This window comes from Yersinia sp. 2545 StPb PI (genome assembly GCF_052217125.1).
Classification (GTDB): Bacteria; Pseudomonadota; Gammaproteobacteria; order Enterobacterales; family Enterobacteriaceae; genus Yersinia; species Yersinia enterocolitica_E.
Genome location: NZ_JAZGPY010000001.1, coordinates 4,280,211 through 4,296,817 on the forward strand (window position 1 = coordinate 4,280,211; position 16,607 = coordinate 4,296,817).

Consider the following 16,607-nt stretch of genomic DNA (forward strand, 5'->3'; position numbering starts at 1 on the left):
GGGGGCTTTTTTATAAGTGGCTGCTGAAGAATGTGACTCCAGCCTTTAATGCACTTGGGGTAATTTTGTGGCCAATACCGGCCTCGGTAATATAGGTTAGCTGATTAGCGCGCCCGCTTGCCCTTAACGCCTGTACCAATCGCGTACTTTCTGCTGCTGGCACCACTTCATCAGCCTCGCCATGCCAGACCAATAAGGGCCGCTCTGCAATCTTTTCTAACTGATGGTTCAGTTCATAATCCGCCAACGGCGCTAAACGGCGCTCAAATTCAGCAGCGTTGACCGACTGCCCCGCTTTCAATGGCGGAAACAACGAGCGGGCCAGTGAGGTAAAATCACCTGACCCCATAAAGTCTGCGGCCACTTTCACCCATGGATAGCGAGCAAACGCCCCCAATGTGGTCATACCGCCCATTGATGCACCCGCCACGCCAATGCGATCACCGTCAATCAATCCTGCTTGTTGATAATGTTGTTTAATCGCAGGCAACTCATCAATGTTTGATTTCAGGATCTCCCAGAAATAGGATAAGCGCTGTGATTCATCACCGTTAAACCGCGCACCGTGCATATCCGCATCTGGCAAGATGGTGCGAAAACCGGCTTGTGCGAAGGCATAGGCGAAGTAGGAATAGACCTCTTTCGATGAGGTGTAGCCATGATAGAAAAAAATGGTCGGTAGCGGCTGCTGGCGTTTACCCGCAGGGGTAGCATGAATCACCTCAATACCATTAATATTTTCCAGCGATATCTCAATCATGGCAAAAATCCTTTATTGATGCAGCGGCGCGTAAACAGGAAAAACCAGCGTAATATACCCAAGGAACAAGGCAGTGTGCCAAAATGAGGATATAAAGTCTTAAATCAATTTCTTCCAAGATATTACGCTTCACCTTGGGGTTTTACGGTAACCGCGCCGTTGATAAAGAGGCAATAAATGAAGATAAAACGTGTGATGGGGGTTTTGCTGCTGGCGCTCGGGCTTTCGGGTTGTAGTGTTTTGCATACGACACCAGCCCCCCTCCTGCAATCCAGCCTTATGCACAAGAAATTACCCGCGCCCAGAGCCTTAATTTGCAAAAAGTAGGCACCGTCTCAGCACAGGTATTTGGTAGCCCGATGGATATAGAAGCCGAAATTCAACGTAGGGCTAATGCCAGTGGCGCGCCCTACTATTTGATTATTATGTTGTCCGACAGCATTTATCCCGGCACCTGGTATGCCAACGCACTGCTGTATAAGTAACTCATTGCTGCTGACTGCTGATTCCCCTATTGAAAGCCGCTGCCGCGACTGAGTAGTCGCGCGCAAACCGCTTCCGGCAGCATATATTGATCACGGTGATCCAAGGTCATGCGGCACCAGGCATCGGCCAGTGGTGGTGAGGCAAAACGCAGTAGCTGAGAAGCACAACACAGATCGAACAGTTGCTGAGTTAATGCCCGCCCTTGTTCCTCTTTGGGGTTTTTCAGCCGCTGCTGTAATTGCCGCCACGCACGATCAAACAATCGATTCTGCCCGCGAACCGGATAGAACTCCTGCTGTAGCATCTCAAGGGCTGCCGGTAGTTTGCGAAATGTGCGCAACACATCAAGGCACATAATATTGCCGGAACCTTCCCAAATACTGTTTACCGGCATTTCACGATAGAGCCGTGGCAGTTCACTCTGCTCACAATAGCCAATCCCACCCAGCACCTCCATCGCCTCGGCAACAAACCCACTGCCTTGCCCACATACCCGATATTTAGCCGCAGGAGTGAGTAGACGGCTAAATATCTTCTCATGAGCCTCATCTGACTTTCCCCAAGCGCTAGCTAAGCGCATCAGCAGTGCTGTATGCCCCTCCAGACGCAATGCCATGCGGCTCAGCACTTGTCGCATCAAAGGTTGGTCTACCAGTGGCTTACCAAAGGCCTGCCGCTGCCACGCATGATACAGCGCGACGGAAAAGGCACGCCGCATCAGACCATGGCTACCCAGCGCACAATCAAAACGGGTATAGCCCCCCATTTTTAAAATTTGGCGCACACCGTCGCCCTCATCCCCCAATAACCAAGCAGTCGCATTATCAAACTCAACTTCACTGCTGGCATTGGAGCGGTTGCCAAGTTTATCTTTCAGCCGTTCTAATCGAATGGCGTTATAGCTGCCATCCGGCAATATTTTAGGCAGAAAGAAGCAGGATAGCCCGCCATCGGTCTGCGCCAACACTAGGTGTGCATCACTTTGTGGTACCGAGAAAAACCACTTGTGCCCCACCAGACGATAAGCCTCACCATTGCCCCGCCCCTCCAGCGGCTCAGCCCGGGTAGTATTACTGAGTACATCGGAACCACCCTGTTTTTCTGTCATGCCCATTCCTATCAACAAGCCCCGTTTCTGGCTACCAATGGACTGATGGGGATCAAAGCGATCAGAAAGTAGTGGCGATAGCCAGTTTTGAAATAGTGGTGGGAGTGTTTGCTGTAGTAGTGGGATAGCACCAAAGGTCATGGTTATTGGGCAGAGCGTGCCCGCTTCCACCTGTGCATGCAGGATAAAACGCGCCGCACGGGCGGCAAAAGAACCGATTCGAGCATCTTCCTGCCACGGTAGATTATGCAGGCGATGATTGACCAGCTCTTGCATTAACATATACCACGCGGGATGAAATCGCACTTGGTTCAACCGCTGCCCGGCAGCATCGTAGCGCAATAACTCAGGAGGATTGGTGTTTGCCAGCCGCCCAAGTTCAAGAGACTCCTGTGATCCCAATTGTAGCCCGATCAAAGAGAGAGTCTCTCCATCCCAACCAGCGTGTTCACGCATCACTGCTTCCCGCAACGCCATGTCAGACAAAAATAAATTACTGTTCGACAATGGCTCCGGCTGATTGAAAACCAAGTGAGTCTGCCACTCCATACCTTCCTCCATTTCGGTATTCTATCCTTCGTACCTGAAGCCGCAGGGGTGTTAGCTACGCTTACTCACCCGAATCACTCACCGTCGTGCGCTCATCGGGACTCGTTCACTTGCCGCCTACCTGCAACTTCAGTTACTTTGGATATAACTGTACCATCGGCATTCATAAATCAGGGTTAAGTATGGTGCAGGCGCGAATTTTTGCTGGCAGGCTCATCACAAACGGGGATGAAAGCCCTATATATCACTGATGATTTAATTAAAATTCCTATAAAAAAGCCAGCATCCGTAAATGCTGGCTTTCTGAACTCAATAGCAAAAGAGATATTACGCTTTCAATGCTCGCTGGCGCACAACTTCAAATAAGCAAACCCCAGTGGCAACCGAGACGTTTAGCGAAGAAACCGTACCCGCCATTGGAATACTGATCAGTTCATCGCAATGCTCACGGGTCAAACGGCGCATGCCTTCACCTTCAGCCCCCATCACCAGCGCCATCGGGCCAGTCATTTTGCTCTGATACAAGGTGTGGTCTGCTTCACCGGCAGTGCCAACAATCCAGACATTGTGTTCTTGCAGTAACCGCAGGGTACGCGCCAGATTAGTCACTTTAATCAATGGCACATTCTCAGCGGCACCACTGGCCACTTTCTTGGCAATAGCATTAAGCTGCGCCGAGCGATCGCGTGGCACAATAACCGCATGGACACCGGCGGCATCGGCGCTACGCAAACATGCCCCGAGATTATGCGGGTCAGTTACGCCATCCAGCACCAGCAAGAACGGCATATCCACACTTTCCAGCAGGGCAGGTAAGTCATTTTCCTGATACTGACGCCCTTCACGCACTCGCGCTACGATCCCCTGATGGACACCCCCTTCAACCTGAGAGTCCAGCCATTGGCGGCTAGCCACCTGAATCACTAAACCGGCAGCTTCCAGTTCCGCGACCAAAGGTTGCAGACGGCGATCGTCACGACCCTTCAGAATAAAAACTTCCAGGAAACGTTGCGGATCATTGTCTAGCAGGGCTTTGACGGCGTGAATACCGTAAATAATTTCGCTCATGATGCTCTTTTATAAATGATTAAGTATTAATAAGTAAACGAATGCGGGCGACCGGGGCCGCCCGACAATCAGCAGGCCATTACTGGTCGCTGCTGGTTTTCTTCTTCGCACGCTTGGCCTTGGTGGCGGCGGCAATTTTTTTGGTTTTAGCGGACGCTCGTTTTGCTTTCGCTTTGGCTTTTTTCTCAGCCAGTGCTTTATCGTCTAGTTTAGCGGCGGCATCTGCTGGGCGGAATGCACTATCCGGCTCGAAGTTCACTGGTTTTTTTGCCCGACGAGGCCGTTGCTGCCCACCACCGGCTGGCGCGCCATCACGGCGCGGAGCACCAGATGAACTACCACGCCCACCACGACCGGTTGAGGTATCACGCATCGTGCGCTGCCCATCAGCTTTCTTCGCCTTATCACGGGCTGTTTTACCCTCACCGCGCGGCTTACGGGTACTGGAGACCAGAGCAAAGTCAATTTTGCGCTCATCCATATGTACCGCCTCAACCCGAATTTCTACGGTATCACCCAAGCGGTAAACCTGACCTGAGGATTCGCCGATCAGACGTTGGCCGATGTTGTCGTAACGGTAATAATCATTATCCAGGCTGGAAACATGCACCAAACCATCAATAAACAGATCATCCAAACGCACGAAGAAACCAAAGCCGGTAACACTGGCAATGATCCCGGTGAAGACTTTACCAACCTGATCCTGCATAAAATCACACTTCAGCCAGTCCGCTACGTTACGGGTAGCTTCATCAGCGCGGCGTTCAGTCATTGAGCAGTGTTCGCCCAATTGCAGCATATCTTCGTATTCACTGTGCCAGCCACCGGTTGGTGTCCAGCGCTCTTTCTGATTGCCTTGCTCTTTGGCGAGCTGGTACTTGATAGCGCGGTGCATCGCCAAGTCAGGATAACGGCGGATTGGTGAGGTGAAATGGCCATAAGAGGCCAATGCCAGGCCAAAGTGACCCCGGTTTTCTGGATCGTAAATTGCCTGTTTCATTGAGCGCAGCAACATGGTTTGCAGCATTTCATGGTCCGGGCGATCGGCAACTTCATCCATCAGTACAGCGTAATCTTTCGGCTCGGGCTTCAAGCCGCCACCTAAGGTCAGGCCTAGCTCATTCAGCACGCTACGCAGTGCGGAGATATGGTCATCACTTGGGCGGTCATGTACACGGAACAATGCAGGTTCGTTGTGTTTTTCGACAAAACGAGCGGCTGCAATATTCGCCAAAATCATGCACTCTTCAATCAACTTATGCGCGTCATTGCGCACCGTCGATTCAATACGTTCAATGCGCCGTTCAGCGTTGAAGATAAACTTGGCTTCTTCGGTTTCGAACGCGATACCACCACGCTCAGCACGGGCCTGATCCAGCGCTTTATACATGGTATGCAGTTCTAACAGATGCGGCACCAGCGGCTTATATTGCTCACGCAGTGTCTCTTCACCATCAATAATCCGCCACACTTTGGTGTAGGTCAGACGTGCGTGGGAGCTCATCACTGCTTCGTAGAACTTATACGACGACAGCTTACCCTGTGAGGAGATGGTCATCTCACACACCATGCACAGGCGGTCTACCTGCGGATTCAGGGAGCAAAGGCCGTTTGAGAGCACTTCCGGCAGCATCGGAACCACTTGCGACGGGAAGTAAACCGAGTTACCACGGCTGCGAGCTTCATCATCCAGCGCGGTGCGTGGGCGCACATAATAGCTGACATCAGCAATTGCCACCCACAAGCGCCAGCCACCACCGCGTTTCTTCTCGCAGTAAACAGCATCATCGAAGTCGCGGGCATCTTCACCATCAATAGTGACCAATGGCAGGTTGCGTAAATCCACCCGCCCTTTCTTCGCCTCTTCCGGTACTTGTTCTTTCAGATCCACAACTTGTTTTTCAACTTGTGGCGGCCAGGTATGGGGGATCTCATGGGTACGCAGTGCGATATCCACCGCCATGCTGGTACCCATATTTTCGCCGAGCACTTCAACAATCTTACCTACCGCTTTAGTCCGGCGGGTCGGGCGCTGAGTCAACTCGACCACCACCATATAACCCATCCGCGCACCGTTGATTGCCTCTGGCGGGATCAGAATGTCAAAACTCAATCGACCATCATCTGGCACCACAAAACCGGTGCCGGCATCAGTAAAGTAACGACCAACAATCTGGCTGGTTTTCGGTACTAATACACGCACGATACGTGCTTCACGGCGGCCTTTGCGGTCTGCGCCAACTGCTTGGGCCAATACCACATCACCATGAATGGCGGTTTTCATCTGTTCTGCGGAGAGATACAGGTCGTCTTTACTGCCTTCAACGCGTAAAAAGCCGAAACCATCACGGTGACCAATAACAGTCCCACGCAGTAAGTCGAGACGCTCAGGCAAGGCGTAGCACTGACGACGGGTGAAGACCAATTGCCCATCGCGCTCCATAGCGCGCAGGCGGCGACGCAGTGCCTCTAAAGGCTCTTCGCCGGTTAAATTAAGTTCATTGGCCAGCTCTTCACGGCTGGCAGGTGTTTCGCGCTTCGCGAGATGAGCCAAAATGAATTCCCGACTAGGGATCGGTGACTCATATTTTTCTGCTTCTCGTTCCAAGAATGGATCTTGTGACATTGCGGTTCCTCCGTTGTCAGCAGCAGGTCTTATACCCTGCGTACTTGAAGCCGCAGGGGTGTTAGCTGCGCGCTCTCACCCGAATCACTTACCAGTGTAAGCTCATCGGGATTCGTTTACTGGCTGCCTACCTGCAACTCCAAGTTCTTTGGGTATATATATCTTTGATTAAGCAAAAATCTACTCAACAAGTAACAGTTTGTAGAGCGGGGAATTATCTTTAACCATGTCAGCCAAAGTATAGTTATCCAGCTCGTTAAGGAAACTCTGTACCGCCTGATTAAGCACTTGTTTCAGGCGACAAGCGGGTGTTATGTGGCAAAAATCACTACTGCAATTCACCAGAGACAGTGGCTCCAGTTGGCGCACAACATCACCAATTAGAATTTGGTTAGCCGGTTTACCCAACCGTATACCACCATTTTTGCCCCGCACAGCGGTCACCAGACCGACACGGCTCAACTGATTGATTATTTTAACCATATGATTGCGAGACACACCATATACCTCAGTTACCTGAGAAATGCTGGTCATTTGGCCTTCCGGTAGCGAGGCCATATAAGTAAGCGCCCGCAAACCATAATCAGTAAAACTTGTTAACTGCACGTATACCCCTGAGTATCAATTTACCCGGCTTAACCCCATCGGAAATAACACTTTTTGGATAGGTTATAAGTGCGATTCCAAGTGTGATTCAGAAAACTCATATCCTACATAACTCGAGTTACAGGAAGGCGGCAACTAAGCGAATCCCCAAGAGCTTACATCAGTAAGTGATTAGGGTGAATGAAGGCAGCCAAACGCACATGCAACTTGAAGTATGACGGATATATTCTTTGAATGATAAACCAGCCATAAAGCTTGCGGCTAATCATTTAGGTGAAGGGTGGCGCTTTTGGTATAAAACGGCATATCCGAGGTCACTTCTGCATCTCATTATACCCAAAATAGCTGACTTTGCAGTTAACAATGTATTTAGGGTATATACCCTAAATAATTCGAGTTGCAGGAAGGCGGCAAGAGACAGACAAATCGGTCGGGAACCGATTTGAACAGCATTTATGCTAGCCCGTAGGGTGAACCTCAAGGATGAGGCTCATTAACCCCGATGAGCTTACATGAGTAAGTGATTCGGGTGATTGAACGTAGCCAACGCACATGCAGCTTGAAGTATGACGGGTATAAACAATAAACCGGACCTAAGCCCGGTTTATTAAAGTCTGAATTCTGACTATTTGGCGGTTAGCCACTTAATCATAAATCAAACGAATCATGCATCAAATGGGTCGCGCAAGATCATGGTTTCTTCACGATCAGGACCGGTAGAGATAATATCAACCGGAACACCGGTCAGCTCTTCTACTCGTTTGATGTAGTTCAGGGCTGCCTGTGGCAACTTGCTATGTTCTTTCACACCAAAGGTGGTTTCTGACCAGCCTGGCATGGTTTCGTAAATTGGCTCGATACCTTCCCAACCTTCAGCAGCCAGTGGGGTAGTATCAACTTCGCGACCATCTGGCATGCGGTAGCCAACACACAGCTTCACTTCTTTCAGACCATCTAACACGTCCAGTTTGGTCATACAGAAACCAGACAGGGAGTTGATCTGCACTGCACGACGCACTGCAACGATATCCAACCAACCGGTACGACGGCTACGGCCTGTTGTTGCGCCATATTCGTTACCTTGCTTACGCAGGAATTCGCCAGTTTCATCATTCAACTCGGTAGGGAATGGACCTGCACCTACACGGGTGGAATAAGCTTTAACGATACCTAAGACGTAATCAACATAACGTGGACCCAAGCCAGAGCCGGTGGCTACGCCACCAGCAGTGGTGTTAGATGAAGTTACATACGGATAAGTACCGTGATCGATGTCCAGTAAGGTGCCTTGTGCGCCTTCGAACATGATCAGATCACCGCGCTTGCGGGCGCTGTCCAGCAAGTCAGAAACATCAACCACCATGGCAGTCAAAATATCAGCAATAGCTAATACTTCATCCAGCACTGTTTGGTAGTCAACTGCATCAGCTTTGTAGTAATGCACTAACTGGAAGTTGTGGTAATCCACAATTTCTTTCAGTTTGATAGCGAAGGTTTCTTTGTTGAACAAATCACCGACGCGCAGACCACGGCGGGCAACTTTGTCTTCATAAGCAGGACCAATACCACGGCCGGTAGTACCGATCGCTTTTTCACCACGTGCTTTTTCACGCGCATTATCCAAAGCCACATGATAAGGCAGGATTAATGGGCATGCTTCGGAGAGTAACAGTCGCTCACGTACAGGCACACCGCGCGCTTCAAGCTCTGTCATCTCTTTCATTAAAGCGTCAGGTGCCAATACAACACCGTTGCCGATGATGCTGGTTACGTTTTCACGCAGAATACCTGAGGGAATTAAATGAAGAACGGTTTTCTCACCGTTGATAACCAAAGTATGGCCAGCGTTGTGACCACCTTGATAGCGCACAACATAATTAGCCCGTTCAGTCAGCAGGTCAACGACCTTGCCCTTACCTTCGTCACCCCATTGGGTGCCCAGTACGACGACGTTCTTACCCATCTCAAAAATCACCAGGTTGCTTAAAAAAGGATTCTAACATCTCATTCGGCTGCTTTCAGTACTTTTTAACACATAACTGAACAATTTTTGTGCTTACATTCAGCCACCCATGCGGCTACGCAACATGTAGTAGATAACCACACCAGCAACCACTAATCCGCCACCAAAACGGCGCAAAGTGGCATCCGGTAATTGGGTCATCGCCTGAATCATTTTGCGCCAAGCTTTGGGGTACAGCATCGGGCCAAGCCCTTCGAGCACCAAAACCAGACCCAATGCTAACAAGATGGTTGAATTCATTATTTGTCTCAAATGGAAAAGGCCCGCGTTAACGGGCCTTATTGTTACGGTCAAGACGAGCTGTAACGACAGCCGTTATGGACGTTTGCTGGAGTTATCCGGCGACCTCATATAACGGAAGAAATCGCTATCCGGGCTCAGAACCATCACATCATTGCCGCTGTTAAAGCTGTTTTCATACGCACGCAAGCTACGAATGAAGGCATAAAAGTCTGGGTCTTTACTGAATGCGTCAGCAAACAGACGAGCTGCTTCTGCATCACCGCCACCACGAGTAATACGCGCCTGACGTTCTGCTTCTGCCAGTGTACGTGTTACTTCATAGTCAGCTGTTGCACGCAACTTCTCTGCTTCTTCCTGACCTTGTGAACGATGACGACGGGCTACCGCTTCACGCTCAGCACGCATACGTTGGAAGATAGCATCAGACACTTCAGCCGGTAAGTTGATCTGCTTGATTCGCACGTCAACGACCTCAATCCCTAGCGCTGCCATACTGTTAGGGTTAACCGCAGGCTGTTTGCCACGGGTTTCCTGCTCAACACGGGCTGCCGCAGAGGCAATTGCATCATCAGCTTCGGTGGTCACAGCTTCATCACCCACACTACCGGTGTTCAGCGCATCACGGACATCTGAAGTCAAACGCCCACGTGAGTCAGTAACGATGTCACGCACGTTCAAACGACCAATTTCAGAACGCAAACGGTCACTAAACTTACGTTTCAGCAGCACTTCGGCCTGAGAAACATCACCACCACCGGTGGCCAGATAGTAACGACTGAAATCGCTGATACGCCATTTCAAATAGGAGTCAACAATCAGGTCTTTCTTCTCGTTGGTAACGAAACGGTCAGCCTGGTTGTCCATGGTTTGAATACGGGCATCCAACCTTTTCACTGTTTCGATAAACGGTATTTTGAAGTGCAAGCCCGGTGCATACACCAGCGGCTTGTTATCACTATCACGTAATACCTTGCCAAAGCGTAGCACGATGCCGCGCTGGCCTTCCTGTACCACAAACAGAGAAGCGTAGAGTGCGATTAACACCACAACGACGATAAGTAAAAAAGACTTACGCATTGGTTATTCTCTCCCTACGCGAGTGGAAGTATCACGCTGAGCATTCGCCCGGCGCTGATCCATGATAGAGCCACTGGTTGAGCTGGTATTGGCGTTGCTTGCACCAGACTCTTGACTGCTATTAGCAGAAGAAGGCGGATTCAGACGAATCAGGCTTGTGTCTTTATTGCCATCCGCTGCCTTATCTGCACCTTGGCCGCGCAGCATTTGGTCCAGTGGTAACACCATCAGACTATTACCCTTATCACTCGCTAGTACTTTGCGGGTATGACCGAGGACCTTCTCCATCGTTTCGATGTATAGACGCTCACGGGTAATTTCTGGTGCCGCCTTATACTCAGGCAACAACTTAGCAAAACCTGCGACTTCACCCTGCGCTTCCAACACTTTACGTGCGGCATAAGCACGCGCATCTTCTAACAGACGCTGCGCCTGACCATTCGCCCGTGGTTGGACTTCGTTGGTATAAGCTTCCGCTTCACGAATATACTGTTGTTCGTTTTCACGGGCTGCAATCGCATCATCAAATGCCGCTTTAACTTCTTCTGGTGGACGCGCCGCCTGGAAGTTAACGTCCAGCAGCGTTATACCCATATTGTATGGACGAATAGTTTCTTCCAGTACACGTTGAGTATCGCTACGAACGATGGTACGGCCTTCGGTGAGGATTTTGTCCATGGTGTATTTACCAATAACACCACGTACTGCGCTGTCAGTTGCCTGACGCAAGCTGTCGTCCGGGTTAGTCACGCTAAACAGATAAGCGGCCGGATCAGTCACACGGTACTGCACGTTCATTTCGACGCGAACCACGTTCTCATCAGAAGTCAGCATCACGCCGGACGCTGCCAATTCACGTACCGATTCAACGTTAACTGGCGTTACTTCATCGATAAAGGTCGGTTTCCAGTTCAAACCAGGCTGCACAATGTGGCTTAATTTACCCAAGCGAGTAACGACACCGCGCTCGGCTTCTTTAATTGTATAGAAACCACTTGCCGCCCAGATAACTACCACAGCAACCACAGCAATGCCCACAATCCGGCCACTGAAACCAGGGCCTCTTGTCGTACCACTGTTATCATTGCCGCTGCCGCCACCTTTACCACCGAGGCTACTCAGTTTTTTGCTCAGTTTTCGAAAGATATCATCCAGATCAGGCGGCCCTTGGTCACGACCACCTTTATTATTGTTATTTCCGCCAGAGTTGCCGCCATTATTATTGCTGCTCCCCCACGGATCGCGGTCCTGTCCGTTATTACCGGGCTGATTCCACGCCATGTTTTAGCTCCATTCTTCTATGATTGGTTTTCTTCAGGCCAAGAGCACATGCCAAAGAAGCTGGCTCTTAATCTCACAAAAAAGGTCAAATAATCAACTAATTAGCCACACCGACTAATTAATAATATAACTGACCAAATCTTGCTCTTGTTTACAGAGACGACGCCAATCAACGATAGGCATTCTGACCACCATACCGACGTTTCCGTCCTCGTCTATCCACTCTTTTTCAATTGCCTGAAGCTGGTAAAAACGGCTACGTAGACGACCTGCCTGAGGTGGCAAACGTAATTCAAAGTGTGCGATCTCACCTGAAAGACGCTCCGTCAACGCTTGAAATAGCAACGAGATCCCTGCGCCGGTTTGGGCCGAAAGCCAAACTCTGACTGGCAGATTGTCTTCGTTGCGATCAATTCGCGGGACAAAATCATCCAACAAATCAATTTTATTCATTACTAATAATGTAGGTATTTCATCCGCTTCGATTTCTGCCAAAACAGAATCAACTGCGGCCATATTCTCGGTTACCCGAGGGTCTGCTGCATCAATAATGTGTAACAGTAATGAGGCTTGCCGTGTTTCTTGTAATGTCGCTTTAAAAGCAGCGACCAAATCATGCGGCAAATGCCGGATAAAACCTACCGTATCCGCCAACACTGTATCCCCCACATCCGCCACATTAATACGGCGTAAAGTAGGATCCAGCGTGGCAAATAATTGGTCAGCCGCATAAACATCAGCTGCCGTAATTTTGTTAAACAGGCTGGATTTACCGGCGTTGGTATATCCCACCAAAGATACTGTCGGAATTTCAGCACGGGTACGCGCACGTCGCCCCTGCTCACGCTGCTTTGCCACCCGCTCCAAACGGCTCAAAATCAAGCTGATACGGTCACGTAACAAACGGCGGTCGGTCTCCAACTGGGTTTCACCTGGCCCTCTTAGGCCAATCCCCCCCTTTTGACGCTCAAGATGCGTCCAGCCACGTACCAAACGGGTCGCAATATGGCGTAATTGCGCTAATTCGACCTGTAATTTACCTTCATGGGTACGGGCCCGTTGGGCAAAAATATCTAAGATTAGCCCAGTACGATCAATGACCCGACACTCACACAAACGCTCAAGATTTCGCTCTTGCGCTGCGGAAAGGGCATGATCAAACAAGACGACAGACGCGCCACTGGCTTTCACCGCGTCAGCAATTTCTTCGGCCTTTCCTTCACCGACAAAATACTTAGGGTGCGGTGCTTTGCGACTACCCGTCACAATTTGCAAAGCTTCTACGCCCGCAGAAGATACCAGCGCTTCAAATTCACGCAGATCTTCTGAGTTTTTGTCTTGCGAGAAATAGATATGAACCAGTACGGCCTGCTCACCGGCTTCATAGCGGTCAAACAAACGTGCAACCTCTCAAACGGATTAAAACCGCTAGTGCGGAGAACATAAACCCGAATCCGTTGTTTATGTTCCCCGTCATGGTCGACCAGCAATGCGCTTTATTCAGCGTCATCGCTATCCTGCTGCGGTTGTTGCGGCGCAGACGGATTACTACCATGATAATTATTGGTGCTTCCACTCGGCGTATTGCTGTGATGCGAAACCGGGCGAGAAGGCACTACAGTAGAGATGGCGTGTTTATAAACCATCTGGCTGACTGTGTTTTTTAACAGAATGACAAACTGATCAAAAGACTCAACTTGGCCCTGCAGTTTAATGCCATTCACTAAATAAATAGAAACCGGAACCCGTTCACGACGCAATGCGTTCAGGAACGGATCTTGCAAAGATTGCCCCTTAGCCATTCTATATTTTCCTTATTTGCTTGTTGTTTTTAACTAAGAACCTATCGGCTCGAAAATAAACTGCGTAAAAAAAATCCGCGCGTTGAGTACTAATCAATTGTACACAATCATTCAACCTATGCACTAACAACCTGTATTACAGAGTCTAAAGCCTCTCCCGGCTTATCACTGTCGAGCCACTGAACTGAACTCCAGCCCCGTAACCAAGTCATTTGGCGCTTTGCCAGTTGACGTGTCGCACAAACTCCACGGTAAACCATTTCGTCGTAATCAATCTCACCGGACAGATAAGACCACATCTGCCGGTATCCCACACAACGAATGGCAGGCAAATCCGTATGCAAATCACCGCGGTCAAAAAGCGCCCTAGCCTCTGTTTCAAACCCTGCATCCAGCATCTGATGAAAACGTAATTCAATCCGCTGGTGCAACAGTTCCCGGCTAACAGGCGCAATCGCAAATTGGTGAACCCGATAGGGTAAGGTTTCACCCGAAATTTTAGTCAGTTCCGTTAAAGTTTTACCTGAAATAAAAAAAACTTCCAGTGCTCTAGAGAGCCGTTGGGGATCATTAGGATGAATTCGCGCCGCAGCAACTGGGTCTATCTTGGCCAATTGCTGATGCAATGCCTCCCAACCCAGCTCAGCGGCCTGCTGTTCAATATGCTCGCGCACTTGTGGGTCTGCGGGTGGCAACGGAGATAATCCTTCCAACAGCGCTTTAAAATACAGCATGGTCCCCCCCACCAGCAGCGGAATTCGCCCGGCAGCGGTAATATCGGCCATCACTTTCAATGCATCTTTACGGAAATCAGCGGCTGAGTAGGATTCAGCCGGGTCACGGATATCAATCAGCCGGTGTGGTGCTAACGCCAGTTCTTCAGCACTGGGTTTCGCCGTGCCGATATCCATGCCACGATAGATCAAGGCAGAATCGACGCTGATTAACTCCACAGGTAACCGCTGGCGAAGCGCAATGGAGAGCGCTGTTTTACCACAAGCGGTAGGCCCCATAATAAAAATTGCCGGTGGCCGGTCTAGATTTTCAATATCATTCATGTGTTAGGGTTGCCAATGCAGCCTTTATATCAATAGGTTGTAATAATCCAGCAGGCGGTGATTGCACCAACTGCGGACAAAGACGTTCCACATCCGTCAATAACTGTATCGCTTGAGACATATTCCAAACCTCATGTTCGCTGCCAAGGTGGCGGGCAATCCATGTGGCCAGAACATCTGGCGATATCTCTTCATGCTGCGACAGATAGCCTAACAGTTCCGGTATCAGTTTTTGTAAATTTTGTTGGCGTAATGGTAAAGATACCGCACGTAAAGTGGCTCTTGTCTGCTCAACGGTCAATTCTATCCCCATAGTAACCAATAAGTTCTGATGGCGCAGACAGGCTGCGGCCTCATTCTTATCTAATGTCAGTTTTAATGGAATAAGTAATGGCTGAGGGCGTAAACCCTCGGCTGGCGGATTCAGTTGAGCTTGTTTCAGCCAGCGCTCGGCAACAGTCAGTGCCAATAATGCCACACCTTGCTTATATTCAATCAAAGCATAGCAAGGTGGGAATACCGTTAATACTCGGCCAAAGCTGTAATAATCACCATGAAGTGGTTCATCTGCTGATGCAAAGCGCGGGGCTGGCACCGATGCAGGCTGTTCTACGGCTTGGCTCACAGCGGCGGGTTGCACCAATTGACGATACAATTCGCCTTGCTGCTTTTGGTAGGGTTGCCCAGCGCTATAGCCAGGTGCTGCCTGTTCACGGGCAGGAGACCGCGCTGCCGCTAGCGTGGGTTCTGAAGACGATACTTTATCTGAAACCCGTGTCCGTTCTGCCGCTGGCGCTTTTGCAGGCTCTGGTTGCGCATATTTATTCCCCCCCGCCGCCACACGGTTTTCCGGCTGCCAGCGGGGTGCTTCTATCTCTTCACCATCTTCATTGATATTTAGCACTGGCGAGGCAGTCTGCTGTAAAACAGTGGTAACAGCCTGATAAATAAAGTCATGTACCAACCGCGCCTGATGGAAACGCACCTCATGTTTCGCCGGATGCACATTTACATCCACCTGATGCGGATCAATATCCAGATACAAAACATAAGCGGGTTGTTGATCATCTTTGAGTAAATCTTGATAGGCCTGACGGATAGCGTGATTAATCAACCGATCACGCATCATGCGATTATTGACGTAACAATACTGCATTTCACTGAGTGTACGACTGGCGGCAGGATCAGCCACCCAACCACGAATAGTCAAATCACCATGTTGCCAGGAAATGGCCAGTGCATGCTGCAAAAAAGCCGGGCCACAGATGCTCGCCAGCCGACGCTCGTGCTGTGAAGGGTCAGGGGCTGCGCGGTACTGACGCATTAACTTACCGTTATGACTCAGGTTTATTGCCACATCAAAGCGCGCCAGCGCAATGCGCCGCACCACTTCATCAATATGACCGAACTCGGTTTTTTCAGTGCGCATAAATTTGCGGCGCGCTGGCGTGTTATAAAACAGATCCAGCACTTCAAGAGTACTCCCCACCGGATGCGCCGCTGGCTTGATAGTGACGGCCATATCACGCCCTTCCGCATAAGCCTGCCAGGCTTCATTTTGTTCGGCAGTGCGGGAAGTCAGAATCAGACGTGAGACTGAACTGATACTGGCCAGTGCTTCGCCACGAAAGCCCATGCTGAGGATAGCTTCCAGATCTTCTAGCGAACTTATCTTACTGGTGGCATGGCGCGCCAGCGCCAGTGATAAATCTTCTTTGCCGATGCCGCAGCCATTATCGCGGATACGAATCAGTTTGGCGCCACCCCGTTCAATATCGATATCAATCCGGGTAGCTCCTGCATCCAGACTGTTTTCTACCAACTCTTTAACCACCGACGCAGGCCGCTCTACCACTTCACCGGCGGCAATTTGGTTAGCAAGCTGTGGTGGCAGAATATGAATCGGCATAGCAGTTCCTT

General features: G+C 50.0%; 13 protein-coding genes and 1 pseudogene. 1 reads left to right on the forward strand and 13 read right to left on the reverse strand.

Features of this window, described 5'->3' with window-relative positions; genetic code table 11:
• Positions 1 to 10: 10 nt before the first annotated feature.
• Positions 11 to 760, reverse strand: coding sequence for an esterase (gene yjfP, locus V1955_RS19890; protein WP_372568577.1), 750 nt, complete (start codon positions 758 to 760; stop codon positions 11 to 13).
• Positions 761 to 937: 177 nt separating this feature from the next.
• Between yjfP and bsmA the strand changes: the two are divergent.
• Positions 938 to 1,245: pseudogene (gene bsmA, locus V1955_RS19895) on the forward strand (biofilm peroxide resistance protein BsmA).
• A 26-nt stretch (positions 1,246 to 1,271) separates the two neighbouring features.
• Here bsmA and V1955_RS19900 read toward each other — a convergent pair.
• The 12 genes from V1955_RS19900 to mutL all read right to left on the reverse strand — a co-directional run bounded on the left by V1955_RS19900 (position 1,272) and on the right by mutL (position 16,596).
• Positions 1,272 to 2,915, reverse strand: coding sequence for an isovaleryl-CoA dehydrogenase (locus V1955_RS19900; RefSeq protein WP_083160963.1), 1,644 nt, complete (start codon positions 2,913 to 2,915; stop codon positions 1,272 to 1,274).
• Between the two features lie 315 nt (positions 2,916 to 3,230).
• On the reverse strand, positions 3,231 to 3,971 hold the full coding sequence (gene rlmB / locus V1955_RS19905) for a 23S rRNA (guanosine(2251)-2'-O)-methyltransferase RlmB (protein ID WP_005193288.1): 741 nt from the start codon (positions 3,969 to 3,971) through the stop codon (positions 3,231 to 3,233).
• A 79-nt stretch (positions 3,972 to 4,050) separates the two neighbouring features.
• The gene (rnr, locus tag V1955_RS19910; protein WP_372568575.1) at positions 4,051 to 6,597 is read right to left on the reverse strand and encodes a ribonuclease R; all 2,547 of its coding nucleotides are present in this window, start codon (positions 6,595 to 6,597) and stop codon (positions 4,051 to 4,053) included.
• 180 nt (positions 6,598 to 6,777) lie between these two features.
• Complete coding sequence (gene nsrR / locus V1955_RS19915) at positions 6,778 to 7,203, reverse strand: nitric oxide-sensing transcriptional repressor NsrR (RefSeq protein WP_083160967.1); 426 nt, start codon at positions 7,201 to 7,203, stop codon at positions 6,778 to 6,780.
• A 664-nt stretch (positions 7,204 to 7,867) separates the two neighbouring features.
• A complete protein-coding gene (locus tag V1955_RS19920) occupies positions 7,868 to 9,166 on the reverse strand; it encodes an adenylosuccinate synthase (RefSeq protein WP_083160969.1) in 1,299 nt (432 codons plus the stop codon).
• A 99-nt stretch (positions 9,167 to 9,265) separates the two neighbouring features.
• Positions 9,266 to 9,466: a DUF2065 family protein gene (locus V1955_RS19925; RefSeq protein ID WP_005193214.1), complete on the reverse strand. Its 201-nt coding sequence runs from the start codon at positions 9,464 to 9,466 to the stop codon at positions 9,266 to 9,268.
• Between the two features lie 75 nt (positions 9,467 to 9,541).
• Positions 9,542 to 10,546: a protease modulator HflC gene (hflC, locus tag V1955_RS19930; protein WP_083160971.1), complete on the reverse strand. Its 1,005-nt coding sequence runs from the start codon at positions 10,544 to 10,546 to the stop codon at positions 9,542 to 9,544.
• A gap of 3 nt (positions 10,547 to 10,549) precedes the next feature.
• Positions 10,550 to 11,827 carry an FtsH protease activity modulator HflK gene (gene hflK, locus V1955_RS19935; RefSeq protein WP_083160973.1) on the reverse strand — a complete coding sequence of 426 codons (1,278 nt, stop codon included), beginning with the start codon at positions 11,825 to 11,827 and terminating at the stop codon, positions 10,550 to 10,552.
• A 114-nt stretch (positions 11,828 to 11,941) separates the two neighbouring features.
• Positions 11,942 to 13,225 carry a ribosome rescue GTPase HflX gene (hflX, locus tag V1955_RS19940; RefSeq protein ID WP_083160975.1) on the reverse strand — a complete coding sequence of 428 codons (1,284 nt, stop codon included), beginning with the start codon at positions 13,223 to 13,225 and terminating at the stop codon, positions 11,942 to 11,944.
• 98 nt (positions 13,226 to 13,323) lie between these two features.
• Entirely contained in the window at positions 13,324 to 13,629 is a 306-nt protein-coding gene (hfq, locus tag V1955_RS19945; RefSeq protein WP_002209151.1) for an RNA chaperone Hfq, read from the reverse strand.
• A gap of 116 nt (positions 13,630 to 13,745) precedes the next feature.
• Positions 13,746 to 14,687 (reverse strand): tRNA (adenosine(37)-N6)-dimethylallyltransferase MiaA, encoded by a 942-nt coding sequence (miaA, locus tag V1955_RS19950; RefSeq protein WP_083160977.1) that lies wholly within the window; start codon positions 14,685 to 14,687, stop codon positions 13,746 to 13,748.
• Positions 14,680 to 16,596, reverse strand: coding sequence for a DNA mismatch repair endonuclease MutL (mutL, locus tag V1955_RS19955; protein ID WP_083160979.1), 1,917 nt, complete (start codon positions 16,594 to 16,596; stop codon positions 14,680 to 14,682). Before mutL ends, miaA begins: the two co-directional genes overlap by 8 nt.
• Between the last annotated feature and the right edge of the window lie 11 nt (positions 16,597 to 16,607).